This window comes from Pseudomonas sp. (assembly GCF_050739655.1).
In the GTDB taxonomy this organism is placed as follows: domain Bacteria; phylum Pseudomonadota; class Gammaproteobacteria; order Pseudomonadales; family Pseudomonadaceae; genus Aquipseudomonas.
In genome coordinates this window covers 1-15,334 of the sequence record NZ_JBOIBY010000145.1, presented here as the reverse complement: position 1 = coordinate 15,334, position 15,334 = coordinate 1, and the positions used below count along the sequence as shown (strand labels likewise).

12 protein-coding genes are annotated in these 15,334 nt (G+C 59.6%); 6 read left to right on the top strand and 6 right to left on the bottom strand.

The genetic code is table 11. The features are described 5' to 3' along the window. Nucleotides 1-3,066 (top strand): type I secretion C-terminal target domain-containing protein (locus ACRESJ_RS07230; protein WP_431757297.1); only part of this gene is annotated, 3,066 nt, incomplete at its 5' end. A gap of 103 nt (nt 3,067-3,169) precedes the next feature. Here the strand turns inward: ACRESJ_RS07230 and lapD are convergent. The 4 genes from lapD to ACRESJ_RS07210 form a co-directional block, all read right to left on the bottom strand. Continuing rightward, the gene (gene lapD, locus ACRESJ_RS07225) at nt 3,170-5,110 is read right to left on the bottom strand and encodes a cyclic di-GMP receptor LapD (protein WP_431757296.1); all 1,941 of its coding nucleotides are present in this window, start codon (nt 5,108-5,110) and stop codon (nt 3,170-3,172) included. A 22-nt stretch (nt 5,111-5,132) separates the two neighbouring features. Beyond that, entirely contained in the window at nt 5,133-5,840 is a 708-nt protein-coding gene (lapG, locus tag ACRESJ_RS07220; RefSeq protein WP_431757295.1) for a cysteine protease LapG, read from the bottom strand. Between the two features lie 433 nt (nt 5,841-6,273). Continuing rightward, a complete protein-coding gene (locus ACRESJ_RS07215; protein ID WP_431757294.1) occupies nt 6,274-6,669 on the bottom strand; it encodes a YbaN family protein in 396 nt (131 codons plus the stop codon). A 10-nt stretch (nt 6,670-6,679) separates the two neighbouring features. Then, nucleotides 6,680-7,267, bottom strand: a complete 588-nt coding sequence (locus tag ACRESJ_RS07210; RefSeq protein WP_431757293.1) for a UPF0149 family protein — start codon at nt 7,265-7,267, stop codon at nt 6,680-6,682. Between the two features lie 375 nt (nt 7,268-7,642). Between ACRESJ_RS07210 and recQ the strand changes: the two genes are divergently transcribed. The 4 genes from recQ (at nt 7,643) to ACRESJ_RS07190 (ending at nt 12,465) form a co-directional block, all read left to right on the top strand. Next, nucleotides 7,643-9,769 carry a DNA helicase RecQ gene (gene recQ / locus ACRESJ_RS07205; RefSeq protein ID WP_431757292.1) on the top strand — a complete coding sequence of 709 codons (2,127 nt, stop codon included), beginning with the start codon at nt 7,643-7,645 and terminating at the stop codon, nt 9,767-9,769. A gap of 119 nt (nt 9,770-9,888) precedes the next feature. Further along, on the top strand, nt 9,889-10,323 hold the full coding sequence (locus ACRESJ_RS07200; RefSeq protein ID WP_431757291.1) for a MarR family transcriptional regulator: 435 nt from the start codon (nt 9,889-9,891) through the stop codon (nt 10,321-10,323). 127 nt (nt 10,324-10,450) lie between these two features. Then, entirely contained in the window at nt 10,451-12,106 is a 1,656-nt protein-coding gene (locus tag ACRESJ_RS07195) for a FimV/HubP family polar landmark protein (RefSeq protein WP_431757290.1), read from the top strand. Nucleotides 12,107-12,177: 71 nt separating this feature from the next. Further along, nucleotides 12,178-12,465: a SelT/SelW/SelH family protein gene (locus ACRESJ_RS07190; RefSeq protein WP_431757289.1), complete on the top strand. Its 288-nt coding sequence runs from the start codon at nt 12,178-12,180 to the stop codon at nt 12,463-12,465. Here ACRESJ_RS07190 and ACRESJ_RS07185 read toward each other — a convergent pair. Then, complete coding sequence (locus ACRESJ_RS07185) at nt 12,459-13,352, bottom strand: DMT family transporter (RefSeq protein WP_431757288.1); 894 nt, start codon at nt 13,350-13,352, stop codon at nt 12,459-12,461. The two genes, ACRESJ_RS07190 and ACRESJ_RS07185, sit on opposite strands and share 7 nt — an antisense overlap. 150 nt (nt 13,353-13,502) lie before the next feature. Continuing rightward, entirely contained in the window at nt 13,503-14,267 is a 765-nt protein-coding gene (locus ACRESJ_RS07180; protein ID WP_431757287.1) for an AraC family transcriptional regulator, read from the bottom strand. Nucleotides 14,268-14,401: 134 nt separating this feature from the next. On the opposite strand from ACRESJ_RS07180, the gene ACRESJ_RS07175 reads away from it, so the two are divergent. Continuing rightward, entirely contained in the window at nt 14,402-15,217 is an 816-nt protein-coding gene (locus ACRESJ_RS07175) for a UDP-2,3-diacylglucosamine diphosphatase (protein WP_431757286.1), read from the top strand. The last annotated feature ends 117 nt before the right edge of the window (nt 15,218-15,334 follow it).

The following is a 15,334-nucleotide window of genomic DNA, read 5'->3' as shown; positions in this document are numbered from 1 at the left end:
TCGACCGCAGCGGTGGGCGGGCTCAACACACAGATCAACGGCACCTACGGCTACCTGACCCTCGATGCCAACGGCAACGCGGTCTATCACAGCAACCCGAATTCGGTGAGCGGCCCCGGCGCGGTGGATGTGTTCACCTACACCATACGTGACGCCGATGGCGACCAAAGCACCACCACCATCACCATCGACGTTTACAACAGCTGCCTGAGAGCGGTCAGCGATACCGATGTGACCGTCTACGAAAAAGCCCTCGACTTGAGCAAGGATGGCCAGGATCTGGCGGCTGGCACCGTCACCGGCAGCGAGCCGGGCCATACCGGTGAAACCGCGTCCGGCACCTTGGTCGGCTCGGTCAGCGGTGCCTCGGGGGCGATCACCTACACCCTGGTCGGCAGCGCCAACGGCTCCTTTGGACAACTCCTGCTCAACCCCAACGGCACTTACACCTACACCCTGACCTCGGCGCCGAAAACCACGCCGGGTGCCAACGATGGCCCGAACACCCTGAGTGACACGTTCACCTACAAGGCCACCGATGCGGCGGGTAACAGCACCACCAGCACCATTGTGGTCAACATTGTCGATGACGTGCCCAAGGCCGTGGCGACGGAGCGCTCGGTGGCGGCGGTTGAAGTCGACACCAACCTGCTGCTGGTGATCGACGTTTCCGGCAGCATGGCCGACGCGTCCGGTGTACAGGGGCTGTCACGACTGGAACTGGCCAAGCAGGCGATCAGCGCTTTGCTCGATAAGTACGACGACCTCGGCGACGTCAAAGTGCAGATTGTCACGTTCAGCAGCAATGCCAGCGACAAGACTGAGGTGTGGGTGGATGTCGCAACCGCCAAGGCGATCGTTGCCGGCCTGACGGCGGGTGGTGGCACCAACTACGACGCGGCGGTGAATGTGGCGCAGAACGCGTTCGACACCAACGGCAAACTGACGGGCGCACAGAACGTTGGCTACTTCTTCTCCGACGGCAAACCCAATGAGGGATCTATCGGGACCCAGGATGAAGCGAGCTGGAAAGAGTTTCTCACCGAGAATCAAATCAAGAACTACGCCATTGGCCTGGGTAAAAACGTCGACAATGCCGCCCTCGACCCGCTGGCCTATGACGGCACCGGCACGGGCTCCAATACCAACGCAGTACTCGTCACGGACCTGGGGCAACTCAACTCGGTGCTCTCGGGCACCGTAATCGGCGCGCCGGTCACCGGTTCGCTGTTGGGTGAGGGCGGTTCGTTTGGGGCTGATGGCGGTTTCATCAAGACCATCACAGTTGACGGCACCACCTACACGTACGATCCGAAAGGCAACAGCAACCAGGGTTCGCTCATCTTCAGTGGCGGCGCCAACCACGGCACGTTCAACACGGTCAACAATACCTTGAGCATCGCCACCGACAACAAAGGCACGTTGGTGGTCAACCTCGATACCGGCGAATACACCTACGTTTCGCAGAAGACCACTTCGACAGTGCTCACCGAAAACATCGGCTTCACGCTCAGTGATCACGATGGCGATCTCGCCAGTTCCAGCCTGGTAATCAAAGTCATTCCGAACGCAGCACCGGTGGCCACCGATGATCACATCATCACCAACGTGCTTTCGGGCAATGTGACAGTACCGGGCGAGTTGCTGCTGGCCAACGACACCGACGCCGATGGCGATCCGCTCAAGGCCTCGCCGACCACCTTCAATACGGGCTGGGTCTCCAAAGGTGCCGACTTCGTGGGCAACGGTGCGATCGATTTCTCCGGGAGCGGCGCCAAACCAAGCAACCAGAACCTGAGCGATGTACGCGGCGCGTTCGCGGCCAACACCGCAACGATGACGGCCTTGCTGGTGATCAGCGGCTACCTGGGCCCGGTCACCGCAGCCAACACTAACGATGAGGACCGCATCACCGTCAACCTCAAGCAGGGTGAAACACTCACCCTGGATCACAATCTGGCGGCCGGCCACATCACCATGGAGTATTCCATCAACGGCGGTACCTGGATTGCCCTCTCCGATGGCCAGACCCTTTCGGCAACCTCGGATGGCGTTTACCAGATCCATGTCACCAACATCACCAATACCGGTGGCGGCTCCGGTGCGGGCAACAAGGAAGAATACCAGCTGACTATGAAGCTCGATTATTCCGGCGCCCACGACACAACCCCGGACTACCACGGCACCTACACCGCCAGCGACAACCATGGCGGCAGCGACAGCGCCAACGTGACCATCAGCTACCAGGAAGGCCACACCCTTACCGGGACTTCGGGCAACGACACACTGGTGGCGGGCAACGGTGACAACATCATCAACGCCGGGGATGGCAATGACATCCTGATGGCAGGGACCGGCAACAACGAACTGCACGGCGGCGCCGGCAACGACCTGTTGTTCAGCGGCATTGGCAATGACCTGCTCGATGGTGGTATCGGCAACGACACCGCCAGTTACGCCCATGCTTCCTCAGGCGTCACGGTCAATCTGGGCGTGACCGGGCCGCAGAACACCTTCGGCGCGGGCACTGACACCCTGACAGCCATCGAGAACCTCGTCGGTTCGGACTTCAACGACAAACTCACCGGAGACAACAACAGCAACATCATCACCGGCGGCCTGGGCAACGACGTGTTGAATGGCGCAGGTGGCGACGACTTCCTGATCGGCGGGCTGGGCAATAACACCCTGACCGGTGGCAGCGGCGCCGACACCTTCCAGTGGCTCAAGGGCAACAGTGGCCACGACGTGATCACTGACTTCACGCCCGGCACTGACAAGCTCGACCTGTCGCAACTGCTGCAAGGGGAAAACAGCACGGCGGCCTCGCTGGATGACTACCTGCACTTCACCGTCAGCGGCAGCGGTGCATCACTGGTCACCAGCATCGACGTCAGCGCCATGGCAGGCGCCACACCGAACCAGACCATTGACCTGGCGGGCGTCAACCTGGCCAGTCATTACGGGGTCACGCCGGGGGCGGGCGGGGTGATTGGCGGGGCGGACACGGCGACCATCATCAACGGCATGCTCAATGATCATTCGTTGAAGGTCGATACCGTGTGATCTGAAACCTGAAGGAAAAAACCCGCCATCCCTGAGTCAGGGATGGCGGGTTTTTGTTGTGATTGAATTCACCGTCCCGCCTGCACCGGTTAAAAAGAAAAAGTTACATTGGTTCCGGTGGGCCGATCAGCCGTCCCATTGCACCGAATACGCCCAACTGCGTCATCACCTCCAATTCCCCCTGTGTCTCGACCATCTCGGCAATCAGCGGCAGATCTATGCTGTTGGTCGCGCGAAAAATGGCATCGATGAACAGGCGTTTATCAGGCTGCTCATCAATGCTTCGAATATAGGCGCCATCAATTTTCAGGTACGCCAGCCCCAGTTGGGCCAGATTGCCGATCTGGCTGAAACGACCACCAAAGTGCTGCAGCCCGACGCGGTAACCCGTGGCCAGCAGGCTGTGGCTCAAGCGTTGCAGTTCATCGGCGGGCGGCAGTTGACGTTCGTCCAGCTCCAGGGTCAACAGCGGAGCCAGTTCCGGAAGCGATTCAAGCTGGCCGAGGATTTGCTGTAACTGTGCTGGATCGCGCAGGGTGCTGCCGGACAGGCTCAACGCTAAAGGCCAGCGGTTGACCACGAGGTATTCCAGGGTGGCTTCGAGCATTGCCAGGTCGAACCGCGCCGACCATCCGAGACGCTCGATCCATGGCAAAAAATGCCCGGCGGCAATCGCCTTGCCCTGCGGGTCGAGCAGCCGCGCCAGGACTTTGTGATGCATGACCTGACTGGTGTCGGCGCACTGCACGACTGGCTGAAAATACAACTGCAGCTTGCCTTCTGTCAGAGCGTCATCAATCCACGAACGCCAATCGTGCTGTGAATGGTTCATGGTGACATCGCGCTGGCTAAAAAGAGCCCACGGGCGCTCGGGATGTTGACGGGCTTGGGTCAGCGCCTGATCCAGGCGCAATAACACGTTACTGGCTGATTCTCCGGGGTGGTAGGCAACGATGCCCAGATGGGCGACGGGCATGCTATCGCTGGCATCTGTCAGGCGCAGGTTTTCCAGGGTGGCGCTGATTTCGGCGGCCAGTCGCGCGGCATCCTCGGCATTCAGGCCCGGCGTCAGCAGACTGAATTCGCCGCCACGATTGCGTGCTGCCAGCCAGGTGCGACGTTCGGGTAACTGAGTCAGACGGTTGAGCAGTTCACCGACCGCCAGGATCAAGGCATCGGTACGCTGGCCACCCATGCGTTGATTGAGGCCGGTCAGGTCGTTGAGCTGCAGCATCAGCAAGTGACCGTCGCAGTTCTGCTCGGCGACCAGTAAATGGTCGGCCAACTGCTCATCCAGCAAACGCCGGTTCGCCAGCCCGGTCAGGCTGTCCTGGTAAGACTCACTGCGCAACGTTTCACTGCGCGCCGCTTCTTCGCTGAACAACGCCTTGAGCTTTTCGACCATCTGGTTCATCGCCAGAACCACGCGCTTGAGCTCCGGCGTGCGCGGCAGTTTCGGCAGACTCAGGAACTCGCGTTTGCTGATGGCTTCGGCCTGGCGGACCATGTTGTCCAGTGGGCGAAGTTGTCGGCGCAGCAGCCAGCCTCCGAACACGGCACTGAGTAATCCGCACACCAGCAGCCAGATCAGACTGCCGAGGGTGCTGTCCCAGAGTTTGGCCAAGGCAAATTGTGGATTGCTCAGCACTTCGACTCGCGCTGCCTGTTCCCATCCGCGCATGATCAACGCATCACCCCCCTCGGGGCGCAGGTTCACCAGCCTGACGAACCACTCGGGCACACCCTCCATCTGCGCCGTAGCGCTTCGCTCAACCCGCACTTGCTGGTTCTCGATACTGACAATGCGGATGCTGCTGAAATAGCCGCTGTCGAAAATCGAACTGACCATCAATTCCATCATCGCCGGGTCATCGATCTGTGAGGTCAGTGACAAACCCAGTGCGGTGGCTGCGTCCTGGGCGTGGGCGCGCAACTGGCCAAGGGTCTGTTCGCGAGAGCTTTCCAGGCTGACAAAAAAACTGCCACTGAATGCCACCAGCAGGAACAGGCAGATAGCGAGAAACAATTGATTGCGCAGTTTCATGGAACGCTCCTTGCCTTGGCGGCTAACCGTCGCCCACGGCGAACCCTTCGGCTTGCATTTTTTGCAGGACGTCTTGCCAGCGCGACAGCTTTTTTGAATCGCTGCTGCGTTGGCTGCCGTTTTTGCCGGGCAGATACAGACCTTCGGCGTTAAAGGCATACACCGGCAGCAGGTCTTTGCGCTGCGAGGCCGGTCGGATCTCGCCGATAAGGTTGTCCAGCACCAGCGGGTCGGCAGTGGGGCTGCTGTAGAACGTCAACACCATGTGCGCCTGGTTCTGGGTCAGTGCCTTGACGTAGGTGATGCGCAGTTTTTCGCTGGGAATGCCAAGCTGGCGCAGGCTGAAATACTTCGCCAGTGCGTAGTCCTCGCAGTCCGCGGCGCCCTTGATCAGGGCTTCGACGGGCGTGGCCCAGTAATCGGTCTGGCGCCAGATGCGTGTGTCGTCCTGAAAATTCAGTTGCTGATTGAAGAAGCGATTGACGGTTGTTAACTGCTCGCGCTCCGGCGCACCGCGTTCACCCTGAAGCATTTGATTCCAGGCTTCGATACGTCCTTTGGCGGGGCCGAGGGTGCCGTAGCGTTTTTCCGCCGATTGCAGGATTTGCGCAAAATCCCAGTTGGCCCGGACGCTGTTTAACCCGGCCAGTAGAAATGCGACCAGCAGCAGCCATCCGCCGAACCGAAGTCGGGGCGCTGGCCATCCTTGACTACGCGGACTGCAGGGCATGACGGGCGGCTCTGGTGCAGATGGGTGAAGTCTAGGTGGTGTTTTTTGAAAGGTGGGGTTGGTGTGGGATATGTTTTTTTGATGGTGTACATATCCGTTGCTGCGGTAACGGCGGCTGGCGGCTTCGCCGCACGGCGCCGCACGGCGCTGCGCGCCTGCCCCCCGGATGAATACCTCCACTCAGCCTGCCGATGGGGCGGGTGGATCAAGATCAAAAGCTGCAGGCGAGCTAACGCTCGGCCTTTGTAGGAGCTGGCTTGCCAGCGAAAAACCCGAGGGCGCTGCGGGGCGTCAGGATTGACGGGTTATCGTTGACGATCTTCGCCAGCAAGCCGGCTCCTACAGTTTCGCGTCGTGCCAGATCATCACCAAGCACCCTAAAAACTGTGGGAGCTGGCTTGCCAGCGATGGCGGCCTCACGAATACCGAAGGCTCACGACCTGCGCAAAGTTTTCTGTCTGAGGATATAAACCGTTACCAAAACCGCACTGGTCAGCATGAACCCACGCGCCCAGGGCATCGGTACGAGATAGCAGGAGAACAGGATGCTCGCCCACATCAGGCCTATGGCGTAGACCTTGCCCTTGAGCGGAATACCGTTGCCATCGAGGTAATCGCGAATCCAGGGGCCGAGCCGTGGATGCTCCACCAGCCATTGGTAGAAACGCGGTGAACTGCGTGCAAAACAGGCGGCTGCCAGCAGCAGGAAAGGTGTGGTGGGCAACACCGGCAGGAAAATCCCGATCACCCCCAACGCTACGCTCAGCCAGCCGATGGCCAGCAGCACGTAGCGCAACATCAGGGAGTGGTTGCCTATGGGGTTGTCCATAGGCAGGACCTTAGTGGTGACGTGGCTTGAGGATCGCCGGTTTTTCGTCTGGTGCGTTGCACAGCAGGTACAGCGCAGTCAGGGCTTCCGGGATCTGCACGATCATGTCGTCCATCAGGTTGGCGTCGGCGGCAATGTCGGAGAACTCCGGTTGCTCGTCGAACAGGCCCGAACCGACCATGATCGGCAGCAGCATTTCGCTGACTTCGTCTTCGGCGGTTTCGAACCAGGCTTCTTCGCGCAGGAAAACGCCTTCCATGAAACCGATGCACCAGCCGCGCAGTTCGGAATCATCCGGGTCATCGCCCAGGTCGAGGTCGCACGGTAGCTCGAACTCTTCGTCGGAGGCCAGTTGGCGGGCGATGTGGGCCTTGAGGCCGATCAGCGTGGCTTCGATCTCTTCGCGCTGGGCTTCGCCACTGTAATGCGGCTCTTCGGCGAAGAGGGCGTCGATCCACTCACGGTCAGGAACGACTTCGGAACAGATCGACAGCGCGGTGAGGTAGCCGTGGGCGGCCACGTAGTCCAGCGCCTCGTCATGCAGATCATCGGCGTCGAGGAAGACTTGCAGGCGGGTTAGTTGCTCAGCGAAGGACATTAAAGGGCTACCTTGGGGAATGTGCGATGCGGGAATTCTAGGCCTTCTTGAGCACACAGGCCAGCCGCACGGCATATTTGCTGCACCTCCACCTGTAGGAGCTGCCGAAGGCTGCGATCTTTTGATTGTGCTTTTAAAAGATCGCATCCTTTGGCAGCTCCTACAAAGGCCGATTGGCACCTGCCCTCCGTATGTCTTCCAAGTGGCACCCTTTGCAGGGGAGGCCTCGGGTATACTCGCGCGTTTTGTGATGCTCTGCTGGTGTCACGGCTGAAATGTGAAGCGTCGTGCAATGCGTACTTACTATTTGTTGGTGCAGCGTTGCGGGTTCTGAACCAGCCTTGCAGGGATGTTTCGGTGATTTTTGGAGTTTTTATGCTCGATCAGGCTCAACGCGTCCTCAAGGACATCTTCGGCTACGACAGTTTCCGTGGCCGCCAGGGTGCAATCATTGAGCGCGTGGCCAGTGGCGGCGATGCCCTGGTTCTGATGCCTACCGGTGGCGGCAAATCCTTGTGTTTCCAGGTGCCGGCACTGCTGCGTGAAGGCCTGGCGGTGGTGGTGTCGCCGCTGATCGCGTTGATGGACGATCAGGTGGCGACCCTTGAAGAGCTGGGTGTCGCCGCTGCGGCGTTGAACTCCACCCTCAGCGCCGAGCAACAGCGTGACCTGGCTGCCCGCATCAAGCGCGGTGAAGTGAAAATGCTTTACTTGGCCCCTGAGCGACTGGTCCAGCCGCGAATGCTGAACTTCCTGCAGGGGCTGAACATCGCCCTGTTCGCCATCGACGAAGCGCATTGCGTTTCGCAATGGGGGCATGATTTCCGCCCGGAATACCTGCAGCTCGGCCAGTTGGCGGAAATGTTCCCGGACGTACCGCGCATCGCCCTGACCGCCACCGCCGACAAGCGTACCCGCGAAGAAATCGTCACCCGCCTGCATTTGCAGAATGCCGAACGATTCCTGTCGAGCTTTGACCGCCCGAACATCTTTTACCGCATCGTACCCAAGGAACAGCCGCGCAAGCAGTTACTGGCATTCCTCGCCGAGCGGCGCAGCGATGCCGGCATCGTTTACTGCCTGTCACGCAAGAAGGTCGAGGAAGTGGCCGCGTTCCTCACTGAACAAGGCTTCCCCGCCCTGCCTTACCACGCGGGCCTGCCCAACGATATGCGCGCGTATCACCAGAAGCGCTTCCTCAACGAGGAAGGGCTGATCATGGTGGCCACCGTGGCGTTCGGCATGGGGATCGACAAACCCAACGTGCGGTTCGTCGCTCACCTGGATTTGCCGAAATCCCTTGAGGCCTATTACCAGGAAACCGGTCGCGGTGGCCGTGACGGCTTGCCGGCAGATGCCTGGATGGCTTACGGCCTGCAAGACGTGGTGATGCTCAAGCAGATGCTGCAAAACTCCGAGGGCGACGAGCGCCACAAGCGTCTGGAGCAACACAAGCTCGATGCCATGCTGTCGTTGTGCGAGGAAACCCGCTGCCGCCGGCAGGCCTTGCTGGCCTACTTCGATGAAGACCTGCCAGAGCCGTGCGGCCATTGCGACAACTGCGTCGATGGCGTGCAAACCTGGGACGCCACGGAGCCGGCGCGTCAGGCGCTCTCGGCGATCTACCGCACCGGCCAGCGCTATGGCGTCGGTCATCTGGTGGATGTCCTGCTTGGCAAGGACACCGAAAAGGTTCGCAGCTTTGGTCATCAGCACCTGTCGGTGTTTGGTGTCGGCAAGGCGAGGCCCGAAGGCGAGTGGCGTTCCCTGTTCCGCCAGTTGGTGGCCCGTGGTCTGGCCGATGTCGACCATGAAGGCTATGGCGGCCTGCGTTTGAGCGACACGTGTCGGCCACTGCTCAAGGGTGAAGTGACCCTGGAACTGCGCCGCGACCTCAAGGCGCAAACCACCGCCAAAAGCAGCAAGAGCCAGGCGAGCCAGCTGGTACGGGGCGAAGAGCGCGAACAGTGGGAAGCCTTGCGCGCCCTTCGTCGCAAACTGGCCGAAGAGCATGGCGTGCCGCCTTACGTCATTTTCCCCGACTCGACCTTGCTGGAAATGCTGCGCAGCCAGCCGACCTCGCTGGCGGAAATGGCCAGGGTCAGCGGCGTCGGCGCGCGCAAGCTGGAACGCTATGGCGATGCCTTCCTTGAGGTGCTTGGCGGCCAGGTCGAGGCACCGAAAGTGGTGGCCGACGTGCGTCACGAATTGATCACGCTGGCCCGCGCAGGCATGACGCCGCTGCAGATCGCCGGTCAATTGCAATGTTCGGAAAAGAACGTCTACACCATGCTCGCCGAAGCGATTGGCAAGCAGCAGTTGTCGCTGGAACAGGCTCTGGATCTGCCTGAAGATTTGATGGGTGAAGTTCAGGATGCATTCCTCGACGGCGAGGGCGAGTTACCCTCGGTAGCGGAGATTTCCGAAATGTTTGCGGGCCGTGTACCGGAAGGCGTTTTGTACTGCGTTCGGGCCGCCTTGCAGTCGGAATTCGAGATTTAAGTGAACGCTGTTACTGATGTAACGATTCAGTACCGAGCAAGCCTTGCTTGAAATCATGGCTCATGCTTAGCTGACTAATAATTAGTAATCCTTTATGTCAGTCTAATCATGAGTGTTTTATGCCGTTAACCGATCAACACCGCTTTGGCATGCAAATAGCCCAGATGTCGCGCGGCTGGCGTGCGGAATTGGACCGCCGACTGGCTGGCCTTGGGTTGTCCCAGGCGCGCTGGCTGGTGCTGCTGCACCTGGCACGTTTCGATCAAGCGCCCACCCAACGGGAACTGGCGCAGAGTGTCGGCGTAGAAGGGCCGACCCTGGCCCGACTGCTTGACAGCCTTGAAACCCAAGGCCTTGTGCAGCGGCAGTCGGTGCTTGAAGACCGCCGGGCAAAAAAAATCGTCCTCTGCGCCCCGGCGCGTCCCTTGATTGAACAAATTGAGACCATTGCCAATCAATTGCGCCACGAACTGTTCGAAGGCGTCGACGAGGCGGATTTAAAGATCTGCATGCAGGTCCACGGGCACATCCTGGCCAACCTTGAAAAGTCTTGAGGCATAACCGACAGCCAGGCTTTTGAGATGCAGCGTTGAGCGGACTATAAGAACTACTGCGCAATATCGTGTTCGTACCGGATGTGCGAACGCGTGCAGGTTGGTTTTGGTTACTTAAGGGATGCTCATGCTTGAAAGTCGGCGAGTCGTTGTACGGAGTTGCGCCAGGTGGTTGCTGGCCGGTGCTGCTGTCACCTGGTCGGCATTGGCGCCGGCGCTGGGTTTGGGGGAGATAACCCTGCATTCGGCGTTGAACCAGCCACTGCGAGCCGACATTGCTCTGGTGGATGCCGCTGGTCTGGAGGAGGGCGAATTATCAGTCAGTCTGGCGACGGCTGATGAGTTCAGTCGCGCTGGCGTCGAGCGAGTGTTTTTCCTCAATGACTTGAAGTTCACGCCAATCCTGCGAGGCAACCGCAGCCTGATACGGGTCACTTCCAGCAAACCGGTCAAAGAACCCTTTCTGAATTTTCTTGTGCAGCTCAATCAGCCCAATGGGCGCTTGCTGCGCGAATTCACTGTACTGATTGATCCCCCCGGCACGCCGGGTGTTGAGCCGGTCGATGACGAACCGGAAGTCAACCGCGCCTCTTCTGCCTTTCCTGGCGTCCAGCCCGCCGTCGCATCTGCCCCCGCACGCAAGGAGCCAGCGCCCGAGCCCGCCGCAGCCCCCGAGAATGACCCGCTGACTGAGCAACTGGCGTCGAGTGTGCTGCAAAACCAGCAGTTGCAGGCAACCATCGATGATCTCAATGCGAAGCTTCAGGCACAGGACGAGCAGATTGCCGGCGAGAAAAATCAGGTAACGGAACTGCAGACCCAATTGGCGCACGTCCAGCAGGCGGCAGCAGAGCCATCTACGCCGGCACCGATCGTTGTTGAAGAGCCCAAAACGGATTGGCTATTGATCGGCGGATTGCTGACGTTGCCGGGATTGTTGTTGCTGGGGTGGTTTGTTCGGCGCCGACGCCAGCCGATACAGATACCGTCCGAGCCTGTCTCACTACAGGCGCCGCTGGGTCGACCTGCCGAAACACTGATATCGACACCTGCTTTGCAATCAGCCACCACCCAGCGCGATGAGTTGCCTGTCAGCAATGTGTTTGAAGAAGTTGCGGTTTATCTGGCCTATGGTCGATTTACCGAGGCTGTCGCTTTGTTGCGCGATGCCATGGCCAAAGAGCCGGAGCGCACTGATCTTGCCGTGCAGTTGCTGGAGGTGCTCGGCAAGCAGGGTGATGTGGCGGCCTACGACGCGCAGGAGGCCAATCTGCGAAACGCCGGGTTCGATGAACAACGACTTCAGGACATCCGCGCTCGGCATCCGAAGCTGAGCCCCATCGTACCGGTCACGGTGGCGGCTGTAGTCGCTACGCCCATGGCGACAGCACCCGACGACGAGTTCCAGTTCAACCTGGATGACTTGTCGATGGATACGAGCTGGGAACTGGTCGAGCCCGTGGTCATTTCGCCACCCGAGGAGCCGATAGCGAGCGAGTCAACGTTGCCGGACCCCGAGATCGAATGGGAAATCGAATCCGCTTTCCATTCTCTGGATGACAGCTTTCTCAAAGAATTCAATGAGCCAGGTCCGTCGCTGGAACTTGAGCCGCTCAACCTGGAGCCGATCGAACCGGGCAATGCCGGGAAACTGGAGCAAGCCCAGACCTTCATTGATGACGGTGACCTCGACAGCGCAATTGAGCTGCTTAATGAGTTACTCAAGGAGGCAGACGAGCCGCTAAGGCAAACGGCCCGCAGTTTATTGGCCGGTATTCGCTAGGCGTTCTCGCGGAGCAAGTGATAAACGCGGTTATCATCAACACGCCCACTGCCTCAGGAGTTTCGCCGATCATGACCGCAAGCAAACCGGAAATCATCATCACCTATTGCACGCAATGCCAGTGGCTATTGCGTGCGGCCTGGCTGGCCCAGGAGCTGCTCAGTACTTTTGGCGACGACCTGGGCAAAGTGTCCCTGGTGCCCGGTACGGGTGGGGTCTTTCATATTTTCTGTGACGATGTGCAGATCTGGGAGCGAAAGGCTGACGGTGGTTTCCCCGAAGCGAAGGTGCTCAAGCAGCGGGTCCGCGATCAGATCGATCCGGCCCGTGACCTGGGGCACAACGATCGCACTCAGTGAGACGTAGCTTCTGCCGCCACGACTTTCTTGCTTGAACTGCCTGAGAGCCTGCTGGACACCACGATCGCGACAATGATCAGCGCACCGCCGAGCAACATGCGCAGCGTCGGATTTTCATTGAACAGCAGCCAGGCAATGGTGATGCCGTAAACCGGTTCCAACGCGAAGACCACCGCGGCGGTCCGTGCCTTGATAACGGCCAGGCTTGCGACGAACAGGCTATGGGCGACACCGGTGCAGAACACGCCAAGCAGGCCAATCCATAGCCAATCGATTGCCCGCACCTCGCTCAATTGCGGCGCGGCCACCGGCAACAGACACAGGGCAACCACCACGTTCTGGCACAGCGCCGCTTGCACGGGTGGGATACGCCCGGAGCTGGCGCGATTGGTCAGTGAAAGCAATGAGAACAGCAGGCCGGAAGCCACCGACCACAGCAGGCCGGCAGTGGCGCTGCTGGCCAGATCGAACTCGGGCGTCACCAATACCAATCCGATGGTGACCAACGTGACCAGCAGGATTTCATTCGCGCGAATGCGTTCGCGGAAAATCAGCCCCTCGAGGATGACGGTAAAGGCCGGGAAACTGGCAAAGCCCAGGGTCGCAATCGCCACGCCAGCGACTTTCACCGAAATGAAAAAACTCACCCAATGCCCGGCCAACAGCAAACCGCTGAGCAACAGTCGGCGGCAGTCCACGGCCTGGAGTTTGTACCAACGGGTCTGGCTGGCGAATCGTGCAAAAAACATCAGCGCCAGCACTGCGAAAAACGCGCGACCGAAAACGATGATCGAAGGTGACGCAGCAGCGAGTTTGCCGAACACACCGGTCAGGCCGAACATCAGTGCGCCAATATGCAAGGCCCCAAGGGCAGTACGGGGAGTCATGGCAATCCTTACAACGAACAATCGAAAATGTAGGAGCTGCCGAAGGCTGCGATCTTTTGATCTTGTTCTTGAAAAGCAAAATCAAAAGATTGCAGCCTGCGGCAGCTCCTACATTAGATAGCGTAATGGCTGAAGGTGTCTGTCGTCAGGCTATCGTCTTTTGTCGCCAGCCTCGCGCCGCAACGCGCCGGGCGATGCGCCGAACTCGCGCAGCACCGCCGCGGAAAAGGCACTCTGGGAGTTGTAACCGACGCGAACGGCGATTTCACCAATGGGTAGCGCGCCATTGCGCAGCATTTCCACGGCTTTATGCAGGCGCCGGCTGCGGATGTAATCCATCGGTGTCTGGCCACATTCGGCCACGAATCGCGCATGTAAACGGGCACTGGAGAGACCTGCCACACGGGCCAGATCAGCGACTTGCAGCGGGTAGGCGGCGTATTGGTCGATGTGCGCATTGAGCGCAGCGTAAGGCAGGCGCCGACCGCCGACACTTTCGGGCCTGGCATTGTTCAGGCTGGCCAACAACAGCACCGCGCCTTGTTGCGCAATCAGCGGGTCATCGACCTGGCTGTTGGCCAGCCAATCAACCAATTGGCACTGCCCCGCATCCAGCGATAACCGGCCTGCGTTATCGAGCAATCGCCGACTGGCATCGGCATGTTCGCCCAGGGACTGGTCAATCCATTGATCACTGGGCACATCAAGCACTAGGCAGCGGCTGCCATTGGGGCTGCCACACGCATGATGGAAGCCCGAAGGAATCACTACAAAACTCTGCTGAACCACCTGACTGCCGCACCCGCCGACCTCGAAATCCAGCGCGCCCGAAAGCCCGAACACCAATTGCGCATGCTCGTGGCTGTGGACGATCAGGTCGTGGTTGTACTGGCGAAGGGTGAGGATCGGTCTCATTGCGGGCTCCCGGTTCTGGGCGCCAGTCTACACCGACATGGTCCCGGGACGTTGTCACAGGACTGACTTGTCGCTGTCATGTGCCATTAACCCGACCGGCGCAAGCTTGCCAAAACTTGTCCTGAGGGTTGCCCATGACCAGCGCCGAGCTCGCCAAACCCAGCCGTAAGCAACGTGTGCGGACTTTGTGGATTTCCGACGTGCACCTGGGCACGCGCGATTGTCAGGCTGAGCGCCTGTCGCAATTTCTCAAGGGCTATCACGCAGACAAGATCTATCTGGTTGGCGACATCATCGATGGCTGGAAACTGCGCGGTGGCATGTACTGGCCGCAGGCGCACACCAATGTGATCCGGCGCCTGTTGACCATGAGCAAGCGCGGTACCGAAGTGATCTATGTCACCGGCAACCATGACGAGTTCCTGCGCCGCTATTCGAAGCTGATCCTGGGCAACATCCAGTTGGTGGACGAAGCGGTGCATGTCACTGCCGATGGTCGGCACTTGCTGGTGATCCACGGCGACCAGTTCGATGTGATCACTCGTTATCACCGCTGGTTGGCTTTTCTGGGCGACTCGGCCTACGAATTAACCCTGACCCTCAACCGCTGGCTCAACCACTGGCGCGCTCGATATGGCTACGGTTATTGGTCGCTGTCGGCGTACCTCAAGCACAAGGTGAAAACTGCGGTCAGCTTCATCAGCGACTTCGAAGAGGCCATCGCCCACGAGTGCGTTAAACGTGAGTTGCATGGCGTGGTGTGCGGGCACATCCACCATGCCGAGATTCGCAAGGTCGGCGGGGTGGATTATCTCAACTGCGGCGATTGGGTGGAGTCGTGCACCGCGCTGATCGAGCACTGGGATGGCACGATCGAGTTGTATCGGTTGGCTGATGCCCAGGCGCGGGAAGCGCAGTTGAAGGCTTTGAAGGTCCTAGAGCCGGCGTAGTCTGTTAGCAATGCAGTGCCTGAAAGGGCCTCTTCGCGGGCAAGCCCGCTCCCACAGTGATCGAGGTGAATACGTAGTTTGTGAACGCCAGAGAACCCTGTGGGAGCGGGCTTGCCC

What these genes read in the sequence shown, in the direction of transcription:
- lapD (WP_431757296.1), bottom strand. Translation starts at nt 5,110, where the DNA reads ATGAAACTGCGCAATCAATTGTTTCTCGCTATCTGCCTGTTCCTGCTG.
- lapG (WP_431757295.1), bottom strand. Translation starts at nt 5,840, where the DNA reads ATGCCCTGCAGTCCGCGTAGTCAAGGATGGCCAGCGCCCCGACTTCGG.
- ACRESJ_RS07215 (WP_431757294.1), bottom strand. Translation starts at nt 6,669, where the DNA reads ATGGACAACCCCATAGGCAACCACTCCCTGATGTTGCGCTACGTGCTG.
- ACRESJ_RS07210 (WP_431757293.1), bottom strand. Translation starts at nt 7,267, where the DNA reads ATGTCCTTCGCTGAGCAACTAACCCGCCTGCAAGTCTTCCTCGACGCC.
- recQ (WP_431757292.1), top strand. Translation starts at nt 7,643, where the DNA reads ATGCTCGATCAGGCTCAACGCGTCCTCAAGGACATCTTCGGCTACGAC.
- ACRESJ_RS07200 (WP_431757291.1), top strand. Translation starts at nt 9,889, where the DNA reads ATGCCGTTAACCGATCAACACCGCTTTGGCATGCAAATAGCCCAGATG.
- ACRESJ_RS07195 (WP_431757290.1), top strand. Translation starts at nt 10,451, where the DNA reads ATGCTTGAAAGTCGGCGAGTCGTTGTACGGAGTTGCGCCAGGTGGTTG.
- ACRESJ_RS07190 (WP_431757289.1), top strand. Translation starts at nt 12,178, where the DNA reads ATGACCGCAAGCAAACCGGAAATCATCATCACCTATTGCACGCAATGC.
- ACRESJ_RS07185 (WP_431757288.1), bottom strand. Translation starts at nt 13,352, where the DNA reads ATGACTCCCCGTACTGCCCTTGGGGCCTTGCATATTGGCGCACTGATG.
- ACRESJ_RS07180 (WP_431757287.1), bottom strand. Translation starts at nt 14,267, where the DNA reads ATGAGACCGATCCTCACCCTTCGCCAGTACAACCACGACCTGATCGTC.
- ACRESJ_RS07175 (WP_431757286.1), top strand. Translation starts at nt 14,402, where the DNA reads ATGACCAGCGCCGAGCTCGCCAAACCCAGCCGTAAGCAACGTGTGCGG.